Source organism: Shewanella sp. 10N.286.48.B5, from assembly GCF_002874355.2.
Classification (GTDB): domain Bacteria; phylum Pseudomonadota; class Gammaproteobacteria; order Enterobacterales; family Shewanellaceae; genus Shewanella.
This window is the reverse complement of record NZ_MCVG02000002.1, coordinates 213,284-236,772: the sequence shown is the minus strand read 5'-3', so window position 1 is coordinate 236,772 and position 23,489 is coordinate 213,284. Positions and strand designations below refer to the sequence as shown.

The 23,489-nt window shown below is 43.6% G+C and carries 18 protein-coding genes; 7 read left to right on the top strand and 11 right to left on the bottom strand.

Annotated features, from left to right (window positions below; translation table 11 throughout):
• Position 1: 1 nt before the first annotated feature.
• Complete coding sequence (locus BCU57_RS15835; protein ID WP_102439909.1) at positions 2-1,912, bottom strand: ABC transporter ATP-binding protein; 1,911 nt, start codon at positions 1,910-1,912, stop codon at positions 2-4.
• Positions 1,913-2,076: 164 nt separating this feature from the next.
• On the opposite strand from BCU57_RS15835, the gene BCU57_RS15830 reads away from it, so the two are divergent.
• A complete protein-coding gene (locus BCU57_RS15830) occupies positions 2,077-2,274 on the top strand; it encodes a YheV family putative zinc ribbon protein (protein ID WP_198589351.1) in 198 nt (65 codons plus the stop codon).
• Between the two features lie 151 nt (positions 2,275-2,425).
• On the opposite strand, the gene BCU57_RS15825 is transcribed toward BCU57_RS15830, so the two are convergent.
• The 8 genes from BCU57_RS15825 to sfsA form a co-directional block, all read right to left on the bottom strand.
• Positions 2,426-2,962, bottom strand: a complete 537-nt coding sequence (locus tag BCU57_RS15825) for a DUF4124 domain-containing protein (RefSeq protein WP_102439907.1) — start codon at positions 2,960-2,962, stop codon at positions 2,426-2,428.
• 624 nt (positions 2,963-3,586) lie between these two features.
• Complete coding sequence (gene panC / locus BCU57_RS15820) at positions 3,587-4,432, bottom strand: pantoate--beta-alanine ligase (protein ID WP_102439906.1); 846 nt, start codon at positions 4,430-4,432, stop codon at positions 3,587-3,589.
• A 172-nt stretch (positions 4,433-4,604) separates the two neighbouring features.
• Entirely contained in the window at positions 4,605-5,399 is a 795-nt protein-coding gene (gene panB / locus BCU57_RS15815; RefSeq protein ID WP_102435750.1) for a 3-methyl-2-oxobutanoate hydroxymethyltransferase, read from the bottom strand.
• A 66-nt stretch (positions 5,400-5,465) separates the two neighbouring features.
• The gene (gene folK, locus BCU57_RS15810) at positions 5,466-5,996 is read right to left on the bottom strand and encodes a 2-amino-4-hydroxy-6-hydroxymethyldihydropteridine diphosphokinase (RefSeq protein ID WP_102435714.1); all 531 of its coding nucleotides are present in this window, start codon (positions 5,994-5,996) and stop codon (positions 5,466-5,468) included.
• 2 nt (positions 5,997-5,998) lie between these two features.
• The gene (locus BCU57_RS15805) at positions 5,999-7,336 is read right to left on the bottom strand and encodes a polynucleotide adenylyltransferase PcnB (RefSeq protein ID WP_241903440.1); all 1,338 of its coding nucleotides are present in this window, start codon (positions 7,334-7,336) and stop codon (positions 5,999-6,001) included.
• A 167-nt stretch (positions 7,337-7,503) separates the two neighbouring features.
• The gene (gluQRS, locus tag BCU57_RS15800) at positions 7,504-8,382 is read right to left on the bottom strand and encodes a tRNA glutamyl-Q(34) synthetase GluQRS (protein WP_102435718.1); all 879 of its coding nucleotides are present in this window, start codon (positions 8,380-8,382) and stop codon (positions 7,504-7,506) included.
• 201 nt (positions 8,383-8,583) lie between these two features.
• Positions 8,584-9,027, bottom strand: coding sequence for an RNA polymerase-binding protein DksA (gene dksA, locus BCU57_RS15795; RefSeq protein WP_102435720.1), 444 nt, complete (start codon positions 9,025-9,027; stop codon positions 8,584-8,586).
• Positions 9,028-9,145: 118 nt separating this feature from the next.
• Positions 9,146-9,850 (bottom strand): DNA/RNA nuclease SfsA, encoded by a 705-nt coding sequence (gene sfsA, locus BCU57_RS15790; protein WP_102435722.1) that lies wholly within the window; start codon positions 9,848-9,850, stop codon positions 9,146-9,148.
• A gap of 142 nt (positions 9,851-9,992) precedes the next feature.
• Between sfsA and pepB the strand changes: the two genes are divergently transcribed.
• The gene (gene pepB, locus BCU57_RS15785) at positions 9,993-11,267 is read left to right on the top strand and encodes an aminopeptidase PepB (RefSeq protein ID WP_102435724.1); all 1,275 of its coding nucleotides are present in this window, start codon (positions 9,993-9,995) and stop codon (positions 11,265-11,267) included.
• Between the two features lie 68 nt (positions 11,268-11,335).
• On the opposite strand, the gene thpR is transcribed toward pepB, so the two are convergent.
• On the bottom strand, positions 11,336-11,887 hold the full coding sequence (gene thpR / locus BCU57_RS15780) for an RNA 2',3'-cyclic phosphodiesterase (RefSeq protein ID WP_157936140.1): 552 nt from the start codon (positions 11,885-11,887) through the stop codon (positions 11,336-11,338).
• 199 nt (positions 11,888-12,086) lie between these two features.
• On the opposite strand from thpR, the gene BCU57_RS15775 reads away from it, so the two are divergent.
• The 3 genes from BCU57_RS15775 (at position 12,087) to mrcB (ending at position 19,567) form a co-directional block, all read left to right on the top strand.
• Positions 12,087-14,327, top strand: coding sequence for an EAL domain-containing protein (locus BCU57_RS15775; RefSeq protein ID WP_241903439.1), 2,241 nt, complete (start codon positions 12,087-12,089; stop codon positions 14,325-14,327).
• 159 nt (positions 14,328-14,486) lie between these two features.
• Positions 14,487-17,096 (top strand): ATP-dependent helicase HrpB, encoded by a 2,610-nt coding sequence (gene hrpB / locus BCU57_RS15770; RefSeq protein WP_102435728.1) that lies wholly within the window; start codon positions 14,487-14,489, stop codon positions 17,094-17,096.
• A gap of 227 nt (positions 17,097-17,323) precedes the next feature.
• Positions 17,324-19,567, top strand: coding sequence for a penicillin-binding protein 1B (gene mrcB / locus BCU57_RS15765; protein ID WP_102435754.1), 2,244 nt, complete (start codon positions 17,324-17,326; stop codon positions 19,565-19,567).
• A gap of 164 nt (positions 19,568-19,731) precedes the next feature.
• Here the strand turns inward: mrcB and BCU57_RS15760 are convergent, their stop codons facing one another.
• Positions 19,732-21,921: a TonB-dependent receptor family protein gene (locus BCU57_RS15760; RefSeq protein ID WP_102435730.1), complete on the bottom strand. Its 2,190-nt coding sequence runs from the start codon at positions 21,919-21,921 to the stop codon at positions 19,732-19,734.
• A 312-nt stretch (positions 21,922-22,233) separates the two neighbouring features.
• On the opposite strand from BCU57_RS15760, the gene BCU57_RS15755 reads away from it, so the two are divergent.
• Positions 22,234-22,932, top strand: a complete 699-nt coding sequence (locus BCU57_RS15755; RefSeq protein ID WP_102435732.1) for a DUF3581 domain-containing protein — start codon at positions 22,234-22,236, stop codon at positions 22,930-22,932.
• Positions 22,933-23,062: 130 nt separating this feature from the next.
• The gene (locus BCU57_RS15750) at positions 23,063-23,449 is read left to right on the top strand and encodes an RNA polymerase subunit sigma (RefSeq protein ID WP_076543163.1); all 387 of its coding nucleotides are present in this window, start codon (positions 23,063-23,065) and stop codon (positions 23,447-23,449) included.
• Positions 23,450-23,489 lie beyond the last annotated feature (40 nt).

Here is a 23,489-nt window from a genome sequence, read left to right as displayed (position 1 = left end):
ATTAACCGATACCAAACTCTTGTTCGATGATTTCAATTTCTTCTTGTAGCTCAAACCAGTTCATTTCACTTTCGTCCATTGATTGGGTGAGCGTGGTTCTTTCATTGAGTACTTTGGTCATTTTAGCTTTATTTTCAGCTTCATAAAGTGAACCATCAGCTAACTCTATTTCTAATTCTGCTAATCTGGCAGTGATTTTTTGTTGCTCAGTTTCTAACTTTATTTGTTTTTTACGCAGTGGCGATACTTTTTGTCTTAGCTCTGCTTCAATGCGTTTTTGCTGCTTTTTATCAATACTTGGAGTTGCCGAGCTATCTTTACTGCTATTGGACTGAGCCGCTTTAGCCGCATCTAATAACCATTGATGATAGTCATCTAAATCACCTTGGAATGGTTTAACAGCGCCTTGGTCTACTAAGTAGTAATCGCTACAGCTTAAACGTAAAAGATGTCGATCATGTGACACAATCACCATCGCACCTTCAAATGTTTGCAGCGCCATGGTCAATGCGTGACGCATTTCTAAATCCAAGTGGTTGGTGGGCTCATCGAGTAACAGTACGTTAGGACGCTGCCAAACTAATAGCGCCAACACTAAGCGCGCTTTTTCGCCACCAGAGAACGGTCTAACGGGGGCAAGTGCCATATCGCCATTAAAACCAAAACCGCCGAGAAAGTTTCTAAGTTCTAGCTCTTTTGCGTTAGGCGCTAATCGCACCATGTGCTGTAACGGGGTATCATCAAGACTTAAAAATTCAATTTGATGCTGAGCAAAATAACCAATATTCATTCCTGGATTAGGTTGGTATCTACCCGTTTTGGGTTGTAATTGACCCGATAGCAACTTAATTAAGGTTGATTTACCCGCGCCATTTCGGCCCAGCAAGCCAATACGTGCACCTGGTACTAAGTTAAGCTCCACTTCGCTAAGGATGGTTTTATCATCATAGCCAATAGAGACTTTCTCCATAGTCACTAATGGGTTAGGCAAGGCTTCAGGCTCACGAAATGCCATGTGAAATGGGCTGTCTGCATGGGATGGCAGTAAGTTAGCCATTTTCTCCAGCGCTTTTAAGCGGCTTTGGGCTTGTTTAGCTTTACTGGCTTTGTAGCGGAAGCGGTCAACAAAGCTCTGCATATGTGCCCGTTCTTTTTGTTGACGCTCATAGGCCACTTGCTGCTGCGCCATACGTTCGGCGCGGATCCGCTCAAAGGAGCTGTAGTTGCCTTTGTAGTAATTAAGCTTAGTATGTTCAACATGAACAATTTCATCCACGATACCATCAATAAAATCGCGGTCATGGCTGATTAAGATCAGGGTACCTTGATAGGCCTTAATCCAGCCTTCTAGCCAGTACATGGTGTCTAAATCTAAATGGTTGGTGGGCTCATCCAGCAGCAGTAAGTCTGAGCGGCACAACAGTGCTTGAGCAAGGTTGAGTCGCATTCGCCAACCACCTGAAAAGCTCTTTACAGGATTGCTTTGCTCCGCTTCGCTAAAGCCTAGGCCTGCCAACAATGAGCCGGCGCGAGATTTAATCGCATAGCCGCCAATCGCATCAATTTTACCGTGGATGAGGGCAATTTTATGGCCGTCATCTTCATCTTGAGCTTTGTTTAATTGAACTTCAAGCTCTCGAAATTCACTATCACCATCAAGCACATATTCCAGTGCAGACACCTCTAGCGCAGGCGTTTCTTGGGCTACAGTGGCTATTTGCCAACCAGCAGGAAGGCTAAACTCACCCTTGTCAAGTTGTAACTGCCCCAAAATCAACGCTAACAGGGTTGATTTTCCGGTTCCATTGGCCCCGACCAGTCCCACTTTATGGCCCGGGTAAACGGTAAGGTTGGCATCATCGAGTAAGGTTTTAGTTCCGCGAATGAGCTGAGCTTGGCTGATGTTGATCATGAATAGCAACTTGATTGGAGTGAATACGTAAAGTGCAGTGATAATAACGTATCCCAATGCTGAATGACATTTTATTTCTGTGAAATAGTGAGACGCTTTGGCTGAAATTATGGCAAAATAGCGTCACAGGAATTGCACAATTACATTAGAAAAATAACAACATTATGCCAAAAATTAAAAAGCGCTTCGTTGCAGGAGCAAAATGTCCTAAATGTCACGCCCAAGACAGTATCGTATTATTCAAAGAAAATGGTATTGAAACTGTGGAATGTACTGATTGTGATTACCGAGAGCAACAAACGGAAGCTAAAGTGGCTGAAAAAGCCAATGGCAATATGATTGGAGTATTTAAGCCAGATTAGCGGCTGGAGTAACTGGCTTTGCTTCTCAAGAATATTGAGTTTGGCCTAGTGTTTAAGTTGATACTGGCTGTTTAAGTTGAGGCTAGCTGGTGAGGTCGATAATCAGTACTTAGCTAAAATGAAAGCGACTAAAAATCACTTTTAGTCGCGGCTAGCCTTCTTTTTGTGTCAGTGATGTTGGCGCATCACTTTCTTCGATGATTTTCTTTTTATGATCAGTTAATACGATGATAACTTGACGATTATTGCTCATAAGCTCGTCAAAGCGTGAATTGATTTCTTTCAAATCTTTAATGTAATCAGGGTCATCTTTTTCTTTTTTATGCCAATAGCGATTACGATCAAGTTTTTGGATTTCACTGGCGCGCAGAATTTCGAAGTAGCTGTTTTCTTGCTTCAATCGATACACTTCACTATCAAGCAGCTGAATTAACTTCTCTTTTGAAATGGTTTTTTTCTTCAGTAGGGCTTTGAGCGGGTCTTCTTTAAGGACAACTTTATCAGAGTCGATTTCGGTAGTGATCCCTAATTGAAATTCGATTTTGTGCTGACGATACTCTTTCGGGCAGACAGTTTGACTAAAGACGACGCGTTCATCTTTCATGCACTTATAAATGCCATTGGCTGATGCGATAGGGCTTGCAATCAACGCTAGCAAAATGAATGTTTGTAATAGTCTACTTGGCATGCGGCCACAGATCCTTTTGTCTAACCGATATCGTATCAACTTAGGTGTTGGGTTTATATCAGAAGGTTACCGCTTGGAGGCTCAATATCCATTGAGTTCCGCTGGTTGTTAATTATTATAGTCGGTTATTGCTGTAATGCTTTAGCATACTTTTTAACTATGGCTTAATTTTGGTGAGAATGCCAGTTTTTTGACGCTGGTTTTATAATGTAATAGTAAAAAATCACTATAAATTTGTAATACTTAGTGGACATTGGGTTAAGTCTTACACTGTCAATGGCGAATGGCTTAACGACTAAAAGTAAGGTTATTGATTCGGTGAGGTTTTCGCCAAAATTCAGTAATAAGTATTACAAAGTGATGATATGTTTCTGATTTAGCAATTACGATCGTAAGGCTTAGTGAATCCTCTTCTAAGTATTACTATCGAACAAGCCAACTAGCGAATGACTTAACGGCTAAAACTCAGGTTGTCGATTAGGCGAATATTGGCTAAAAAGGGCAGTAAAGCGAATTTCAAAATAACTATCTATTTGGATTAAAAATCATAATCAGAGTCAGCAATTAGACTAGTAAGACTTAGTGAATTCTCTTCTAAGTCTTACTAACGAACAAGCCAATGGTTTAACGACTAAAAGTTAGATTGTCGATTAGGCGAGTATTGCCCAGATAGGCCGCGACAAGTATAACAAAATGGTTATCTTCAGCTGTCACTGGGGCTAAAGTCGCTGCGTTTCTTACCGCTAAAAAGTCCATTTTAAAACCTGCATCAATGAGCTGTTGTTTAGCTACTTCAATGGCTAGCTCAATGGTTTCTCCAGCGGTCACTTGAGCGGCAACATAATCCATTACCTTCTTTATGCTTGTGGCTTGGATTTTTTGCAGGGCAGATAAATAGCCATTTCTAGAGCTCATAGCGAGCCCTGATGCTTCTCGAACAGTGTCGATGCCGATGATGTCGATAGGCAGAGATAAGTCTTCAACCATGGCGGTGATGACCATCAACTGTTGATAATCTTTACGACCAAATAGGGCGATATCCGCTTGAACAATATTAAATAGTTTACAAACTATGGTTGCCACACCGCGGAAGTGTCCGGGACGACTGGCGCCGCAAAACTCTTCGCCTATTTTAGGTACTTCAACAAAGGTCTGATTCTCTAAGCCTTTAGGGTAAATAATCTCTGGTGTCGGTGTGAATAGTAGCTCTGCACCCGCATTAATCAGTGCATTCTGATCATCTGCTAGGGTGCGCGGGTAAGCTGCTAAATCTTCATGTTGTCCAAACTGCATTGGATTAACAAAAATAGACACCACCACATGATCGGCTCTTTTAAGCGCTTCAGTAACTAATCTAATGTGACCTTGGTGTAAATTGCCCATGGTTGGCACAAACGCAACGGTTTCACCTTGCATATGCCATTGCTTTACTTGCTTTCTAATCTCAGCAATATTCGCGGTGGTGATCATCATTTTTACCTAAACTATTTATCCAAAATATCTATCGATTTAATTAATTGGTTCATTATTAATTAATTGGTTCACTATTAATTAATTGGTTCACTATTAATTAATTGGTTCACTATTAATTAATTGGTTCACTATTAATTAATTGGTTCACTATTAATTAATTGGTTCACTATTAATTAAATGAGTGTTCATCAGCAGGGAAACTGCCATTGGCAACTTCTTCGATATAGGCTCTTATTGCCGCGCGTATTTCGCCAGTTTGCTTGAGGTAGTTTTTAGAAAACTTTGGAATGTAACCACTGGAGATCCCCAGTACATCATGCATGACCAAAATTTGGCCATCAGTATCAGGACCTGCACCAATACCAATTACCGGTATGGTAAGCGCTTCAGAGATTTTTTTCGCGAGTGCAGTTGGAATGCATTCAACTACTAATAATTGCGCGCCAGCGGCTTCTAAAGCTTTGGCATCATCAATCATACGTTGGGCTTTATCTTCTTCTCGGCCCTGAATTTTAAAGCCACCAAATACGTGTACTGATTGCGGAGTTAACCCAAGGTGAGCACAGACAGGAATACCGCGTTCAGTGAGCATTTTAACGCTTTCAAGTAGCCATTCACCACCTTCCATTTTTACCATGGTTGCACCTGCTTGCATTAGGGTGCTGGCATTGCGCATGGTTTGTTCCGGTGTGGCGTAACTCATAAAAGGCATATCTGCGATAAGTAGGGCGCGTTTACAACCGCGGCTGACGCTGGCGGTGTGATAAGCAATGTCATCAACGGTCACAGGTAAGGTGTCATTGTGGCCTTGGAGCACCATGCCTAAGGAGTCGCCAACAAGAAGCACATCGACACCTTCGCTATCAAATGCGCCGGCAAAGCTGGCATCATAAGCGGTAAGGGCGGTAAATTTTTTACCTTCTTGTTTGAATTTTATCAGGGTTGAGCTAGTGACTTTTGACATAATAAACTCTGCAAAGAAATCATATTCAAATAATGGAAATACACTCTGAGCTACCATTACAATGGGTTAAATTTGAATTAACTCAGCTCGCATTTCAGTGGTAATAAGGTGTTGTAATTTAGTGTTACATGGTAGCACTAAATCGGCAGCAATATCTGCCAGTGGTATTAGCACAAAACTGCGTTGTTTCATGCCGTAATGGGGGACTGTTAATCTCGGTAAATCAACCATTAGCTCGCCATATAATAAAATATCGAGATCTAATGTTCTTGGTCCCCAGCGCAAATCTCTCACTCTACCTTGCTCATTCTCAATGGCCTGAAGGGCATCAAGTAAATCGATAGGGCTAAGAGTGGTGCTAAAGCTAACTACGGCATTGACATAGTCAGGTTGCTTTACATCGCCCATTGGTCGTGAGCGATAATAATGAGAGACCTTTATATGATGATCTTGCCCTAAGCTTTTTATTGCAGTAACTGCATTATCTAGCTGCTGTTCAGGGTTTTCAAGGTTAGCGCCAAGGGCAACAAATACCCTTGTTGCCTTTTCAGCGGCTTTGGTCGCCCTAGTGTGAACCTTAAGTGGTTTATGACTCATTGTTATTCTTGAGTATTAGCAGGCTTTGGAGCTGACTTAGGCTTATTAGGGCGTCTACGTTTACGCTGCTGGGCGTTACGATTTCTGCTTGGGCCATTCTTGTTACCGCTTTTGGCGATATCAGTACGTTGTTGCTCATCGGCTTCAACAAATGACTGCCACCAATTGGCAATTTTACCAATATTGCCCGCTTCGGCTTCGCCGCGCAGTAATAATAAATCATAAGCAGCGCGGAATTTAGGGTGCTCTAATAATTTGAAGGCACGGGTGCCTTGGCTACGTTCTAGACGCAATTGTAGCTGCCAAATATCTTTTGCTGGAGTACTGAAGCGGCGTGGAATGCTAATGGTGCGACATTGCTGCTCCATCACATCACCCATAGCGGCAACATGAGCATCGTAATGACTTAAGCCACTTTCTAAGGCAATATCATCAGCACGTTGCTTGAGTGGATACCACAATAATGCCGCATAAAAGAAGGCGGGCGTTACCGGTTTATCTTGGCTTACGCGTAAGTCGGTACTGGCCATAACTGCCGTTAGCATTTTAGCGGTATTGCCACTGGGTTGCTCTTTGATTAACGCAGCAATTTGCGGAAATAGCGGCGCAAATAAACCAAAATCTTGCATCATGTTGTAGTTAGCTTCTGCTTTGCCAGCAAAAAATAACTTTAGCACTTCTTCGTACATACGCGCTGCAGGGATATCTTTTAATAATGGCGCTAATTCTTTTATTGGCGCAGCCGTTACCGGCTCAATGGTCATATCCAGTTTGGTAGCAAAGCGCACCGCACGTAACATCCGCACCGGATCTTCACGGTAACGAGTTTCAGGATCGCCAATCAGCTTGATGACTCTAGCATCGATATCATGAATACCACCGCCGTAGCTGTGGATAGAGTAGTCGCTAATGTCGTAATACAGGGCGTTAATAGTAAAGTCGCGACGTTCAGCGTCTTCATCTATTTCACCGTAGACATTGTCACGAAGTAGACGACCTTCAGCATTGGATTTGGAAATTTTGTCATCATTTTCATTGTGATGACCACGGAAGGTGGCGACTTCGATAACATCACGGCCAAAAACAATGTGTGCCAATCTAAATCTGCGGCCCACTAAGCGTGAATTTCTAAAGAGCTTTTTAATTTCCTCTGGGGTCGCATTGGTGACCACATCAAAATCTTTCGGCTCCATACCTAATAGAATGTCACGAACACCACCGCCAACTAGGTAAGCTTTATAGCCAGATTTACTGAGTCTATAGAGTACTTTTAACGCATTTTCACTTATTTGGCGTCGAGAAATAGTATGGGCATCTCTGGTGACAATGTCCAAACGCAGGCCGTCATCTTGGCTTTGTGGCTCAATGACAGGAGTGGTTTTATTGTCTTCAAACAGCTGTTTGCAGAATTGACTTATACGGCGAAAAATAATACACCTCGAACGACATTATTAAATGGTTAAAAATCTGGCGGCTATGATATACCAAATGTTACTGAATGAGTATATCACTGCTCAATCAGAATCTCAGATAGTTGTGGAATTTGGCTAATCGCAAATTGCTCTGCGGCCTGTTTTAGCATGACATCGACATCATCAATATCAACTTGTTGTTGCCCAAGAAAGCGCAATGCGGCATTGATGCTGGCTTGGGGACGTTTTCGATCAATGGCATTAGCATAATTTTGCTTTGATAATTTAAACCCTGGCTTGGTGCAGGCTAAAGGTAGATGCAGCCAATTGGGGGAGTTAAAGCCCAAAATATTATTCATGCTTATTTGGCGGCAGCTGGTTTCCAGTAGATCGCAGCCTCTGACTATTTCAGTGATCTGTTGAAAGGCATCATCTAACACCACAGCTAATTGATAGGCGTAAAGGCCATCACTGCGTTTGATGATAAAGTCTTCAGCCGCAAAGCTGTGCTTTACCGTGACACTTCCCATCACTAAATCAGTAAAATGTTCAACCTGGGCGCTATTTCTGATACGAACGGCGCCTTGGGTTAATCGAGGGCGTAGCTGACCACAGCGGCTGTCATAAACGCCGCCCATTTGTTGAATTTTTTTTCGAGTGCAATGGCAAAAATAGCTAAGATCTTCTTTTAAGAGCTGCTCAATATGCTGCTGATAGATATCAAGCCGATGGCTTTGAAATAGCTCAGTATCATCCCAATGCAGGCCATAAGCCTCTAAGGTGGTCAATATATCACTGCTTGCACCAGCCACTTCTCTTGGTGGATCTATATCTTCAATCCTGACGAGCCATTTACCCTGTTGCTGTTTTGCCCGCAGGTAACTGCCAAGGGCTGCAATAAGGGAGCCAAAATGTAACGGGCCAGATGGGGACGGAGCAAAGCGACCAATATAAGCGGATGAGTTCAGCGACATAGCTTTTGCCTCGATTTATTGGTGTCGACATAAAAGGTTACTGCTTTTATGCCATAGCCGATAAACAAGTTCTGTTAATCCTAAAAGTAAAAATCAAAAAATACAAAAGGCGAGAATAATCTCGCCTTTTGGTATCAATACTACCCCGCCTCATAAACAGCAAGCTAGCAGTTTTGCAGTGTGACAAATGTATGGGCTATATTAGCCAGCCATTTGTCTTTCTTTTATTTCAGCAAGCGTCTTACAATCAATACATTGATCAGCAGTAGGACGTGCTTCTAAGCGGCGAATACCGATTTCAACACCACATGAATCACAGAAGCCGAAATCGTCTTCTTCAATTTTTTGTAATGTTTTTTCAATTTTCTTGATCAGCTTACGTTCTCTGTCGCGTGCTCGAAGCTCTAAGCTAAATTCTTCTTCTTGAGCTGCACGGTCAACAGGATCTGGAAAATTAGCAGCTTCATCTTGCATATGGTTCAAGGTGCGATCAACTTCTTCGCGTAACTGATTACGCCAAGCGTCTAAGATGATCTTAAAATGAGAGCGTTGCTCTTCACCCATATACTCCTCGCCAGCTTTCTCCTGGTAAGGTTCTACACCTGCGATAGCGAGTACGCCAAGTTTTTTGGTGCCTTCAGGCATAACGCATCTCCTGTAATAATTAGTGATTTTATGTGCGTCTAAAATTTATGGCCGCTATCTATAGCAGAAACACTAGAGCGTGGCAAATTATTTGATTAGTAAGTTATACTTTTTTGAACTAAACAATGACTTTGCACTTACGAGTAATTTTGCTGGATAGCGCCGACAGTTCGGTTTGATATGCTAACACTTCAACCCCACTGTTAACTGCTTGCTTTAATAATTGTGCATATTGTGGATCGATATGCGCAGCAGCTTGAACGAGATTAATGCCGCTATGTTGGACGACAAAAAGTAATACCGCTCTGTGACCTAGACTAGCCATATGCATTAACTCACGCAAATGCTTTTGTCCACGAGTGGTAACTGAGTCAGGAAAGTAGCCTACTGCTTGCTCTAATAATGTACAGCTCTTTATCTCAACGTAACATAAAGGTTTAGTTTCATCACTGAGTAAAATGTCGATACGACTATTTTCATCACCATATTTCACTTCTCTTTTTAGTGATGCATAACCGCTAAGTTCAGTAATGACACCATTACTAATCGCCTCTTCGGCTAATGCATTGGCGCGGCCGGTATTAATGCCAATTAAATGATTGTCGGGGGTGGCACTGAGCTCCCAAGTATTTGGGTATTTTCTTTTGGGGTTATCTGAGCTGGAAAACCAAACTGTTTCACCGGGAAACAAACAGTTTTTCATCGAACCAGTATTGGGGCAGTGAATGGTGATTTCGCTACCATCATCAAGTTGCACATCGGCCAGAAAACGTTTGTAACGCCTCAATAAAGTACCTTGTTGTAAGGGAGGGCTAAAGTCCATTAAAAAGAATGCTCCTAAAATTATTTATTAACAATTATTTTTACTAAATGATGCTGAATTAGTCACGTTCATTTAGTGATTTACAGTACACTTAGCTTATTGGTTATCTAAGTTACAACGCAAGCATAACAAGGACATTACAATGGAAATTATGACGATTACCCTAACACGAGAAGCGCCACAGAGCCTTTGGGGTAAAGCAGATGTGAGCTTTCAAGGCCATCAAGCGCTGATCCATTTATCTGCAGCAGATGAATTACGTCAAGTACAAATGGCGGCTAGAAAAATTCGTAGTCAGGGTATTAGCAAGGTGCAGCTTGACGGTGAGTTATGGAGCCTTGATTCGCAATGGGCTTTTTCTCAAGGTTTTACCACGGCCAAAGGCCCATTTGAAGTACTCTGGTGTGGTGACGTGAGCACTCAAGCCACTTTATCTCATCGCTTTGAAGCGGCAAGTTTCGCGCGCAAATTAGTTAACGAAACCCCTGAAGAATTGTCTCCGGTTATTCTTGCCGAGCACGCAGCAAACTGGCTCAAAGACATTGGTGGCGACAAGGTCAGTTTTGATATTTTTGAAGGCCAAGAATTACTCGAAAAACAATGGATTGGTTTACATGCGGTTGGCCGTGGCAGTGAGCGTCCGCCAGCGATGCTAGTGCTTGATTTTAATCCACTCGCAGCCGATGCCAAAGTATCCACCGCTCTTGTGGGCAAGGGCATTACCTTTGACTCTGGCGGTTACAGCATTAAGCCTTCAGAGGGCATGCTGGATATGAAATGCGATATGGGCGGCGCGGCAACAGTGACAGCAGCGCTGGGTCTAGCCATGAAAGCCGGTCTGAATAAGCGGGTTAAATTGTTTCTGTGTTGCGCCGAAAACCTCATCAGTGGCCATGCTTACAAGTTAGGTGACATCTTAACTTATAAAAATGGCGTTACCGTTGAAGTGGTTAACACCGATGCTGAAGGGCGTTTAGTGTTAGCTGACGGGCTGCAAGCAGCATCAGATACTGGAGCAGAATTAATTATTGATGCGGCAACACTGACAGGTGCGGCGATTATGGCTGTGGGCAATAATTACAATGCGATATTTTCACCGCAAATGGAAACCTTGCAATTAGCACAACAAAAAGCGGCCACTGTTGCTGAAAATGTCTGGCCATTGCCATTGGATACTTGGCATAAAGATATGTGCCCTTCACCTTATGCAGATACCGCCAATAGTCGCGCAATGAAAGGCGGCGGTGCAGGCGGCGCGTCAAATGCAGCAGGCTTCTTATGGCGCTTTGTGAGCCCAGAAGTTAACTGGTTGCACATGGATTTAGCTGGTGCATATGCATCATCGGCTACGCCATTATGGAGCGCTGGCGCAACAGCTCATGGAGTATTGACCATCGCGGCAATGTTAGAGCGATAAAGCCTATAACTCTTCAGGTTTTAGCTATAGATTCGAGAAACGAAAGCTGCCTAGGCAGCTTTTTTTAGTTATGGCTGTAAAGGCCACTGTTGTAGTGGTTTATATATAAGCCCTTGAGTACTGCTAATGGATTCATAGAGGGTTAAATGGCGGGCTTTTGTGTTTATAGCTTCAGTGAGTGCAGGTAACTTATCTATAAGGGCTGCAGGCTCTGACACAGCTCTAAATAAGCTGATATGGGGTCTAAATTCATGCTGAGTTTGATAAAGGTTCAAGTGTGATGTCATTAATTTTAAGCTGTGGGCAATATGCGCCAACGCTTTTTCGACATCACCCTGAATGCACAAGACTTTCGCTTTAGGCCAGTAAGCAAGTTGTTGCAGTGGTTGTTCAAAAGCGCTGAAATGCTGCTCGGTGATATACCGATCAATCTGCAGCATCTGATCAGAACTAATTTTGCCTAAAAATGCAGCGGTTAGATGTAAATTCTCCCGCTTAACGGCGCTAACCTGTATACTCAGATGCGGCATTAATTGCTGCTGATATTGGCTCAATTGAGTGCGGTTTGACTCTGATAATGCAATGGCAATAAAACAACGTTTATGGTGATTTTTAGTCATGGGTCTCCTTAACGCCATTGATCCTTATCTGTTGTTAGCATTATTTTTTATTATTATGACGTTTATCGTCAAAGACATGTTAGCTTAATCGACGGCAACAGTTTACGGTTAGGTAAATTAACAGCAAGACCAGTGAAGCTCCGTTTAGAGGGATACTGTATAATGACAGCAAAAATGCTGCGAATGAATGAGTCATTGAATGAGCAATAGTGAACTGAAATCAGTATGGGCTAGCCCGCAGTCTGCTGAATTAAATCACTACCTGTGCTGTGATAAGGTTATGGCTGAGATTGATGCATTGCAACTGCAATTAGGCGTCGATGAAATCGTGGTTTTACTATCCCAAACAACTGAAAGTCTAACCAGTGGTAAAGTTTACCATGTCAAGGCGTTGCAAGCTTATCAGCATCAAGATCAATTTCAACAGCATCTTCAGCGCCAACCTAATAACGCACGAATAGGCCAATCACTCGCTGCCTTGCCTGATTTATGTGAACAATTACTCGCACAAGATAGTGCTGATATCAATGCCACAACAAGTCTTTTGCAGCGTCAAATAACTGATTTTGTTCAGTCACGGTCCGAGGTGTTTTCACTCTCTTTGAGTGAAGCGGTGCAAATAGGCAATACCAGGTTGATTTTTTTACCACTAAAATATCAATTAAATTGGCAACTTGAGGCCTCGGATGGTGTCAATTGTCCTATGACAAAGCTTAACGAGGCTAGCCTAAAGCTGGCATCTGAAGCTGAGCTGGCTCGCGTATCGCAATTATTAACAAACAAAGAAGCCCAATACCTTGAGCTTTTTCAGCAACTGCCAGTAGCCTGTTCGCTCATTGATAAGGACAACTGTATTAGCAGTCAAAATCAAGTGGCTAGCCAAATTTTTCCGTCAATCAGTAATCAAAGTTTATATTCATTAATCAATGCAGATGACCACATATTGTTGGATGATTGCCTACACATTGTCAGAGATGGAGCACTGCATCAGTCATGGTGTGAAGTTCCACTGGTTAAAGCGGGTGTGACTCACTGGTATAAACTTAGCTTTTGCCGCGCATTAGACATAGAGCAGCAATTATTGATGATGATTGAAGATGTGTCAGAACGCTATCGTTTAGCCGATGAGCTGTCATTTCAATCCAACTATGATCCGCTCACAGGTCTGCCGAATCGGTTACAGTTTGAGGCAATGCTTGAAGAATTAATTGAGCATAAAGATCGCTTGCCTGTGTGTGTTGCCTTTATGGATCTTGATCAATTTCAAGTGGTTAATGATATCAGTGGTCATCAAGCTGGGGATGAATTGTTACGTCAGGTGTCTAAGCGTCTGAGCTACTTACTGCGTCATGGCGATGTCGTTGCCCGTTTAGGCGGCGATGAATTTGGCATTTTAATGTTCCAAGCGGATAAAGAGTCAGCCGAGCAAGTGGGCAACCGCATTTGCCAGCAATTATCCGAACATGAATTTATTTGGGGCGAAGTCAGCCATAATATTGGCGTTAGTATGGGTATGACTCAACTGGATGCGAAGTCAGAAGACATTTACCGCATTATGAGTCAGGCAGATGCGGCGTGTCGTATCGCCAAAGAAGATGGCCGTAATCGCTGGCATTTTTACAGTAAAAACGATCCCCAAGTACATCATTTATATAATCAAATGCTGGCCTCCGTTGATATCGTCTCGGCACTGGCGCTTAATCAGTTTGAATTATTTTATCAACTCATAGAACCGCTAAATTCTGACGACCGTGGCATTCACATGGAAATCTTATTGCGCATGGTGCAAGAGGATGGCCGTTTTGTATCACCAGGGGTGTTTTTACCTGCAGCAGAGCGCTATAACCTAGCATCAAAAATTGATAGCTGGGTTATCGACAACCTTTTAAAGTGGGGCGCACGCAATAGCGAAATTTGGTCACAATTATCAATGGTGTCGCTAAATTTGTCAGCGCTGTCATTATCCGATAGCAAGTTTATGGACTGGTTAGAAATACGCTTGATGGTTGAGCCCGAACTGGTGTCTAAGTTGTGTTTTGAAATCACCGAAACCGCCGCTATTAGTCAACTCGAACAGGCCACCACCTTGATTGAGCTATTAAAACCTTTAGGTTGCAAGCTGGCTTTGGACGATTTCGGATCGGGCTTTTCAAGTTTTGCTTATTTGAAATGCTTAGATGTGGACTATGTCAAAATTGACGGTCAGTTTGTGGTTAATGTCTGTGACGACCGCAGTGATAAAGCCATTGTCTCGGCTATTTGCCAGCTGGGTAAAGATATGGACTTTGAAGTGATAGGCGAATTTGTTGAAAGCGCTGACATTGGGCGGCAATTAAAACAGCTTGGTGTTAGCTATGGCCAAGGCTACGCGATTGGAAAACCTACCCGCTTGCAGGATTTATCCTCAGGGATCAGAACGCCGTGGTTAATCGATTTATAGGCGATTAGCTTTTTCGTTTCAGTCGTTAATTGTCAATGTGTGCATGCTTCGATTTGCATATGCTTTAATCTGCCCCCGCTTCGATCTGCATAGAGCCGTAGCATCAATAATCGTTTATGAGTAAACTGAAGCCAGATTTTCGCCGTTAAAGTATCTCCTTTGAGCTCATTACCTATTCAAGCCTTATTTGCGCCATTACAACAGGCGCTGGGCGATCATTCGCAAATTATCCTCGAAGCGCCCACGGGTGCCGGTAAATCCACCGCACTACCTCTGGCAATGCTGCAGTGGCCGCAAATTAGCGGCAAAATCCTCATGCTGGAACCAAGGCGGGTTGCTGCTCGCAGTGTGGCGCAATTTATTGCTAAATCCCTAGGGGAAAAAGTCGGTGAGCGAGTGGGCTATCGGGTCAGAGGTGAGAGCCGAGTCGGGGCTAATACCCGCTTAGAAATTGTCACAGAGGGTATTTTAACGCGGATGATCCAGCAAGACCCAGAGCTTGAAGGCATAGAGGTCATTATTTTCGATGAAATCCATGAGCGTCATTTACCCACAGATCTGGGTTTAGCGCTGGCGCTAGAAGTGCAAGACTCGCTGCGCGAAGATCTTAAAATTATTGCCATGTCGGCAACCCTATCGGGCTTACCCTTAAGCCAATTAATGCCTGACGCTGCCACATTAGTAAGCCAAGGTCGAAGCTTTGATGTTGAAACGCTTTACCGACCGGTAATGGGGCAAGTGCAGTGGCTAAGTCATTTAAGCCAAGTGGTTATCGACAGTGTCAGCAGTAGCAACACAGTCCCAAGCGACTACCAACATGGCTCGGTGTTGGTGTTTTTACCCGGCAAAGGGGAAATTAATCAACTGCAGCGATTATTAAGTCAGCGACTAGACCCAAATGAATTTTTACTGTGTCCCTTATACGGTGATTTATCTCCTGCTGAGCAAGATAAAGCCATTTCTCCCGCCCCTAGTGGCAAACGTAAAATCGTCATTGCCACTAATGTTGCTGAGTCGAGCTTAACCATCGATGGCATCACTATTGTGATAGACAGTGGGTATAAGCGTGAGGCAAGCTTTAACCCACGCACAGGTGTTAGTCGATTATCGTTAAGGCGTATAAGCCAAGCCTCGAGTATTCAGCGTGCAGGCCGTGCAGGGCGCTTACAAAAAGGCTGCTGCGTGAGATTGTGGGGCCAAGAAGAACAAAGTCGAATGATGGTGGCTGATGCGCCTGAAATCACCCAAAGCGAGCTGACGTCAATGGCGTTTGATTGTGCCTATTGGGGCGTGAGTGATATTGAGTCCTTACCGCTATTAACCAAGCCGCCAGCGATTCATCAACAGGTGGCGTGGCAATTACTCGCCAAGCTTGAGCTGGTGGATGAGCAACATAAAATCACCGCTCAAGGCCAAGCGGCCTATGAGCTAGGTTGTCACCCGCGTTTAGCGCACATGTTGCTGACTTCGCAAGCCCTTGCTAAATCCCAGCAACAGGCCGACTTAGTGTTACTGGCATGTTTACTTGCTGCGGTACTCGAAGCACGAGGCTTACCTAAAAAAGGCGCTGATATCAGTCAGTACCTGGGTTTAGCGACCCAAGGACAAATGGCAACCCAAGTGAATAAATGGCAGCGGGCGCTATCTGCTAAAGGCGATATCAAGCAAGTGGCTCGCGACGCCGCCAGTCGTGATATTAGTTTATTATTGGCGCTGGCATACCCCGACAGAATTGCCAAAGCCCGCGGTAAACTAGGTTTTGCCCTCAGTAACGGCACAGGGGTTACTATTGATGCTGAAGATGCTATGGCTAATCAAGCTTGGTTAGTGGTGGCCGATTTTCAAGAAACCCAAGGCCGCAATGCAGGACGAGTCTATCTTGCTGCGGCAATCAACCCTGAGCACTTCCAGCAAGAGCTTAAATTTTTAACCCATGAGGTTAAAATTTGTCAGTGGGATGAAACCAAAGGGCGCTTTTTTGCTGAAAAGCAAACCCGAGTGGGTGAGGTTATTATACAGCGCGCTCAAGAAACTCAGGTAGATAATAAATTAATCCAGCAAGCGTTATTGAGTCACATCCGCGCTAAAGGCTTAACTGTGCTGGATTTGGGCGAAAGTTTTTTGCAATTACAATATCGACTGAAGTTAGCCCAGCAATTTGCGCCGCAACATGATTGGCCAAACCTTGATGATGCCAGCATGCTAGCAAGCTTAGAGCAGTGGTTAGCGCCATATTTAGCTGAGGTGAATTCCATTGCCAAATTACAAAAACTTGATATCTTTGGCCATGTGAAAAATCTGCTGACATGGCAGCAACAGCAAACATTGAATGAATTGCTTCCCACTCATTGGCAAATGGCTACCGGCACCCGAGCACCGATTGAGTATCAAGTGGTCGCTGCTCAGGCCGTAGAAAGTGAAGCCGATGGCAGCGATAGTGATAAGCAAAGCATGGAAAATGATGCCGCCGACAGCAATAAGGCCGTCAGCGGTAGAGCGCTATTAAAAGTACGCCTGCAAGAGGCTTTAGGTTTATCACAAAGTCCGCTATTACTTCATGGTAAGCTCACTGTCACCATGGAATTATTGTCGCCAGCCCAGCGACCTATTGCTGTAACCGCAGATTTAGCCAGTTTTTGGCAAGGCCCATATATTGAAGTAAAAAAAGAAATGCGTGGCCGTTATCCCCGCCATTTATGGCCTGACGATCCGGTTAATACAACCGCCACTAAATTTACTAAAAAGAAGACGCCAGGCTTAAATTGCTAATGGCGATAAAGAATTAAAAAAAGATGACAGAAACGACAAAGATGATGGCTCCTCAAGCGCCTAAAAAAAATGTAGCGAAAAAGCCTGCAGAAAAGCAATCGGTTCCTAAAACAGCAGCGCCTAAAACGCCAGCGACCAAAACTGCTGCGACGAAAAAAAACGCCAGCAAAAAAGCGGCGACTAAAAAGCCTAGAGTAAAAAGGGTCATTGCTAAAGCTAAGCCGTCAATGTGGAAAAAACTGTGGTCAATCGGCTGGAAACTCGGCTTGATTGGCATCGTGGTGGTGAGCTCTTACGGCATCTATTTAGATCAAATTATTGCCCGTAAATTTGAAGGGCAAAAATGGCACTTACCCGCACAAGTGTTTAGCCGTTCAATGGCCATTTATCCCGGCGCAGCCATAAACCATCCGCAGCTAATGGCGGAGCTAAAACTGCTTGGCTATCGTAAAGTGGCCACCCCTCGTCAAGTGGGCGAGTTTTCAGCATCTAGTAGTAAAATTGAGCTTTGGCGTCGACCATTTTTACACCCAGAAGGCGATCAAGCAGCTCAGCGGGTGATGATTTCATTTGACTCTCAAGGGGTCAACTCAGTGCAGCGCATGAGTGATAAGCGTCAATTAGCAGTATTCCATTTAGAGCCAGTATTGCTGGATCGCATTTTGGCTTCTGGCGCTGAAGACCGATTATTTGTGCCTACCACAGAAATGCCCCAAGCTATTGTCGATGCCCTGATTTTGGTCGAAGATCGCAGTTTTTATCAGCATCATGGGGTTAATCCATTTGCCATTCTCCGCGCCGCTATCGTCAATGTGACCGCCGGGCGCACAGTTCAAGGTGGTTCAACCTTAACTCAGCAATTAGCCAAAAACTTCTTTTTAACCAGTGAGCGCTCAATTGTGCGTAAAATCCGTGAAGCCTTAATGGCGATCATCATTGATTTTCGATACAGCAAAGAAGAGATACTCGAGGCTTATTTAAATGAAGTGTATATGGGGCAAGACAAGGCGCGTGGCGTTCATGGTATGGGCTTGGCGTCGCAGTTTTACTTCGGCCGTCCTATCGCGGAGCTAACAGTATCCCAACAAGCCTTTTTAATTGCCGCCATTAAAGGGCCATCATACTACAACCCTTGGCGCTCACCTGAGCGGGCGCAAAATCGCCGCGACTTGGTGCTGCGATTACTGATGGAAGATGATCGCTTAACCGTTGAGCAATACAAAGCGGCGGTAGAATCACCACTCGGGCTGCGTGATTTTAATAAATCAGTACATCAAAAACTGCCAGCTTTCTTTGCGGTGGTAAAACAAGAGTTACGAACGCGTTATGGTGATAGCTTACTGCAGCAATCAGGGGTCAAGGTATACACCACCTTAGATCCTATGGCTCAAGATGCCGCCGAAAAAGCCGTATTAAGCACCATGAAGTCACTGGATGAACGCACTAAAAACGTGCAAGTAGGGATGGTGGTAACTGACAAATACACCGATGGCATTGCCGCCATGGTAGGGGATAGAGTGCCAAGCTTTGACGGCTTTAACCGCGCAGTGGAAATTCGCCGCCCGATTGGCTCGTTAGTGAAACCATTTGTGTATGCCACTGCATTGCAACAAGGCAGTAAATATAATTTGGCGACCCCAATAGCTGACAAACCGATCACCTTACAAAATGGTCAAGGTAAAACCTGGTCGCCACAAAATGTGGATCGAAAATTCCGTCAACAGGTGCCATTATTAGATGCATTTAAAAACTCAATGAATGTACCAACGGTGAATATTGGTATTGAATTAGGCGTTGATAATGTCGCTAAAACCATGGCTAATGCGGGTTGGTCCGATGCTATACCTCGCTATCCATCAATGTTGTTAGGGGCCATTAATGGCTCACCTTATATGGTGGCGCAGGCTTATCAAACCATTGCCAATAATGGCCGTTATCGACCGTTAACCTCTATCACCGCAGTATTAGATACTAATAACGAACCGCTTAAGGTTACTCGTGTTAGCGCCAGCCAAGGCCTTGAACCGCAAACGGACTATTTAGTGCAATATGCCATGAATCAAGTGGTGCAAACTGGTACGGCTAAAAGGTTAGGGCAAGCCTTCCCCAATGTGGCCTTAGCGGGTAAAACAGGTACCAGTAACGATAGTCGTGACTCTTGGTTTGCAGGCTTTGATGAGCGTAACGTGGCAGCTATTTGGGTTGGTCAAGACGATAACAGTAAAACGGGTTTATATGGCTCAAGCGGCGCAATGGCAGTGTACCAAGCATTTTTAAAGCAGCGTCCGCCGTTAGGTTTAAGAATGACGCCGGCAGATGGCATAACCCAAGGTTATTTTGATAAAGACACTGGCGTGGCAAAACAAGCCGATTGTGACAATGTGATGGCGCTGCCTGCCACACGTGACAGCTACAAGCCTGCTGCAAACTGTGGTGAGCCCTTGTCTTGGTGGCAAAAAATCATCAATTAACACTCAGCTGAGTCAGCTTTATAATCTCAATGATTAATTAGGCAGAATAAAAAATGGCTACTCGTTTGAGTAGCCATTTTTATTGTGTCGGTATTTAGCGAGCTTACCTTTGGCTTAAGTTTATATCGCTTAACTAAAGCTTAGCTAAATCTTAACCTAAGCGATTAAAACTTATAGTGATAACCGAGTGTTGCCGTTTGCGGCTTACCAGCAAAGATAGAACCATGAATGCGGGTGGTCATATAGGTTTCATCCAATAAGTTATCAACGGTTAAGTAGACTTCAGATGCATCATTAATGAAGTAACGAGCCGATAAATCCACAACGGTTTTATTGGCAATTAATTCTTCTGCAGGGATACCACCTTGATCGGCGACGGTGCGCATATCAGAGGTATAACGACCTGCAATAGTGACTTGCCATGCTTGTGCTTGAACGCCTGCAGATAAGAACAGTTGGTTATCAGGTAAATAAGGCAGTTCATCACCTTTTTCAACGTCGCCCCATGACTCAAAGTCAGAGATGAATGCGTTTTGGAATTCAGCATTGCTGAAGGTGTAAGCCATTTTTACCGGGAAACTAATCTCGCCTGTTTGATTAAATTCATAACCTAAACTTAGTTCAATGCCACTGACTTCAACTTCACCAGCATTGTATTGATTACCGATATTGTCATCATCACAACCTTGAGCCGCGGTGCAGTTACCATGCATATTGCTGTAATCACTGTAAAAGGCGATAGCTTCAGAGTTTAATGCACCAGTGTTGTAACGAACACCTGCTTCATAGTTCCAGCTTTTTTCTTCTTTACCGTCATCATTACCGGGGGCGCTAGGGGCAAAACCTTGCTGAATGCCTGCGAGCACAATTAAGTTATCGGTTATTTGGTAAGTTGCTGCAACTGAAGGTAAAACCACATCAAAGCTGTTGCTGATATCTTCATCTGGTGCACCTTCACGGCCGACGTTAGTTTTACCCCAATCACGACGCTGAGTAGTGACATCTTCATAACGCAGACCGGCAGTAATGGCTAAATCGCCAAAGGTCATTTTATCTTGAACGTAAAAAGCAAACGCTTCAGCGCTATCAATACGGTTAGAGTCAGTGCCAGGAACGCCGCTATTGGTCAGTGACATTACTTGGTTAGCCCCTAATTCATAGGTATCAACCCACTGAAAGCGATCCATTTCATCTTCGTGAAAACGCGCGCCAATGGCTAAATCATGATCGCCGAGTAACCAGTTCAGTTCAGTTTGAATCCCTTGGGATAAATACTCTCGATTATTGGCTTTAACTTGCACATCCATTGGTGACATTGACGTTGGATCTTGATCAAATTCAGCCGCTTTTTTAATACCGCCACTGCCTAAGCTTTCGCCATCAACTTTCGAGGTCTTGTACCAGTTACGGGCAAAATTATTGTAATAAGCCGTGGTCGCAAGTGATACAGTCGAGCTAAAGTCGATGATATGGTTTAACTGAATTTGCTTGTGATCAGTGCTCATTTCATCTTTTTGAGAGGCAGAGTAACGCATATAAGGTGAAGCGTTATAATCATCTTCAGTTAAGCCCATGTAAGTTTCGTTAGACACTTCATCTGAGTACTTTAATTTTAATTCAAGGCGTTGCTGATACTTGGCATCGTCGCTACTATCAATACTGATTTTCGCTAAGGCATCGTTTTTCACAAAACCAGTATCACCACCAACACCATTAATGTCGCGAAAGCCATCAGCTTGATAACGGTAAATTTCTGCTACCGCGCCAACGCGTTCGCCTTGACCGCCTGCATGGGCATGTACTTTAGCAAAGCCGTCTTGTCCTGCGGCCACATCAATACCGCCAGCCAGTTCTTCCACTGGGATTTGACGAGAAAGCATATTGATAATACCACCAGTGGTGCGAGGGCCGTATTTAAGGGTCGAGCCGCCTTTCATGATCTCAACGGTTTGCATTCTACCAGAGGTTGGAAAGTAGTAAGCCGCAGGAGAAGCATAAGGCGCAGGCGCCGCTAATACTCCGTCTTCCATAATGGTGATTTTTTCAGAACGATTTTGACCCGTGCCACGCATACCAATATTTGGACGTAAGCCATAACCATCTTCTTCTTGCAGATACACCCCAGGCACAGACGCTAGGGTGCGCATAATGTCGGTGTATTTGAAGTTTTCAATTTCAGCGTCACCGATAACATGAGCACTACCGGGAACATTATTAACCGGATTGGCACTGCCAAAAATTGAGATTTGCTCCATGGTGGCATTGGTTGCAGGATCTGTATCGGCAGCAGATGCTGAAAAAGCGCTGAATAGGGCAGTGGCTAAAAGACTAATTCGAAGGCTGTGTTGAGTCATGTAAATCTCCAAAGGCGAATTGCAAATATAATGAAAATGGTAATTGTTATCATTTGTATCTGTATTGTGATGGAGTTTACTTAATTAATTACTAAAATCAACATTTGAGTTAATAATGTTAACTCAAATGTTGGAGTTGGATTAGTATGATGTGGTTCGCTTCACAAATAGTGAGGTAAGAGCATAGTGCTGCAGTCGTGACAGCGATTAAGTCATCGGCTGAGTTTATGTGAATTTTTGCTGTAAACTCGATTCACAATAAACCCAACTCAATAAGAGATGGATATCTTTAACGAATAAGAATGGATGTATATGTTTTTGTCACCTTATTACGCTAAGCAAGACCAAAGTGTGTTTATTTCTGCTTTGCAAGCGAGCAATTTCGCCAAGCACGTCGCTGAAGACTTTAATCCTATTCATAATGTTGGCGCTAAACGCTTCTGTGTTCCTGGTGACTTACTGTTTGCTTTAGTGCTTACAGAGTTCGGCTTGAGCAAAAAAATGAAGTTTAAGTTTGCTGGCATGGTCGGTGATGGCGTTGAGTTAATTCTGGATCAGCAAGCCGGTGAACAATTTAGTATTTGTGACAACAAAGGCAAAGAATACCTGCATATCGAACGTGAAGGGGCGCTTTGTCAATGTGATGTACAAAAAGCGGCATTCATCAAAAGTTATGTGGCGTTTTCTGGGCTTAATTTTATTCATGTACTCGTGCCGATGATGAAACAGTACGGCATGATGATTAACCCAGCCAGACCTTTGGTTATTTATGAAAGTATGTCTTTTCAATTAGATACTTTCGATTTCACTGATATGAGCCTTGAATTGGTTGAGCAGGATATGCAAATCAATGGCAAACGCGGTGATGTGACCTTGCAGTTTGCCTTAAAAAGCGCAGGTAAAGTCATAGGCTCAGGTATCAAAACCCTAGTGTTAAGCGGTTTACGCGAATACGATGAGCTGCAAGCGCAGCAAATGTGTCATAGCTATGAAAGCAGTAAATTAGCTTAACTTCTGAAAGTTAAGTTTTAGTTAGCCAGTAGTAAATTAGCATTATTCCATTTTAAAAATGCGATATTCCGTTTTTACATTATGCTTTAGGTAGGATACGTCCATAAGTTGATTATCGCTTGAGGTTTATATGAAAAAATTATTACTGGTTTCGCTTTCTTTTTTAGCATTTTCAGCTAGCGCGAATATTATTTATGATAAAACGGGCGTGAATGAAAAAGATTTTGTTTTCGATCAATATCAATGCCAAGAAATGTCACAGCAAGTTCATAAAAATACTGAATCTCGTGGTGCCATTAGTAGTGGTCTTAAAGGTGCGGCAGTAGGCGCAGCGGGCAGTGCCATTGCTGGTGGTAGTGGTTCACATGGTGCTAAAACCGGCGCCGGTATTGGTGTTGCTGTAGGCTTGCTAGGTGGCGCGAAAGATAGAAGAGCCAATGAAGCCAATTACGAAGCAGAGAAAGAAACAGTAGTGCGTAACTGCATGGCAAATCGCGGCTACAGCATTTTAAACTAATCTAAACCGCTAGCGCTTAGTACTTAGCGTTAGTAAACAA

Excerpts from the sequence above, each read along its gene's own strand:
- BCU57_RS15835 (WP_102439909.1), bottom strand. The coding sequence starts at position 1,912 with ATGATCAACATCAGCCAAGCTCAGCTCATTCGCGGAACTAAAACCTTA.
- BCU57_RS15830 (WP_198589351.1), top strand. The coding sequence starts at position 2,077 with ATGCCAAAAATTAAAAAGCGCTTCGTTGCAGGAGCAAAATGTCCTAAA.
- BCU57_RS15825 (WP_102439907.1), bottom strand. The coding sequence starts at position 2,962 with ATGCCAAGTAGACTATTACAAACATTCATTTTGCTAGCGTTGATTGCA.
- panC (WP_102439906.1), bottom strand. The coding sequence starts at position 4,432 with ATGATCACCACCGCGAATATTGCTGAGATTAGAAAGCAAGTAAAGCAA.
- panB (WP_102435750.1), bottom strand. The coding sequence starts at position 5,399 with ATGTCAAAAGTCACTAGCTCAACCCTGATAAAATTCAAACAAGAAGGT.
- folK (WP_102435714.1), bottom strand. The coding sequence starts at position 5,996 with ATGAGTCATAAACCACTTAAGGTTCACACTAGGGCGACCAAAGCCGCT.
- gluQRS (WP_102435718.1), bottom strand. The coding sequence starts at position 8,382 with ATGTCGCTGAACTCATCCGCTTATATTGGTCGCTTTGCTCCGTCCCCA.
- dksA (WP_102435720.1), bottom strand. The coding sequence starts at position 9,027 with ATGCCTGAAGGCACCAAAAAACTTGGCGTACTCGCTATCGCAGGTGTA.
- sfsA (WP_102435722.1), bottom strand. The coding sequence starts at position 9,850 with ATGGACTTTAGCCCTCCCTTACAACAAGGTACTTTATTGAGGCGTTAC.
- pepB (WP_102435724.1), top strand. The coding sequence starts at position 9,993 with ATGGAAATTATGACGATTACCCTAACACGAGAAGCGCCACAGAGCCTT.
- thpR (WP_157936140.1), bottom strand. The coding sequence starts at position 11,887 with ATGACTAAAAATCACCATAAACGTTGTTTTATTGCCATTGCATTATCA.
- BCU57_RS15775 (WP_241903439.1), top strand. The coding sequence starts at position 12,087 with ATGAGCAATAGTGAACTGAAATCAGTATGGGCTAGCCCGCAGTCTGCT.
- mrcB (WP_102435754.1), top strand. The coding sequence starts at position 17,324 with ATGTGGAAAAAACTGTGGTCAATCGGCTGGAAACTCGGCTTGATTGGC.
- BCU57_RS15760 (WP_102435730.1), bottom strand. The coding sequence starts at position 21,921 with ATGACTCAACACAGCCTTCGAATTAGTCTTTTAGCCACTGCCCTATTC.
- BCU57_RS15755 (WP_102435732.1), top strand. The coding sequence starts at position 22,234 with ATGTTTTTGTCACCTTATTACGCTAAGCAAGACCAAAGTGTGTTTATT.
- BCU57_RS15750 (WP_076543163.1), top strand. The coding sequence starts at position 23,063 with ATGAAAAAATTATTACTGGTTTCGCTTTCTTTTTTAGCATTTTCAGCT.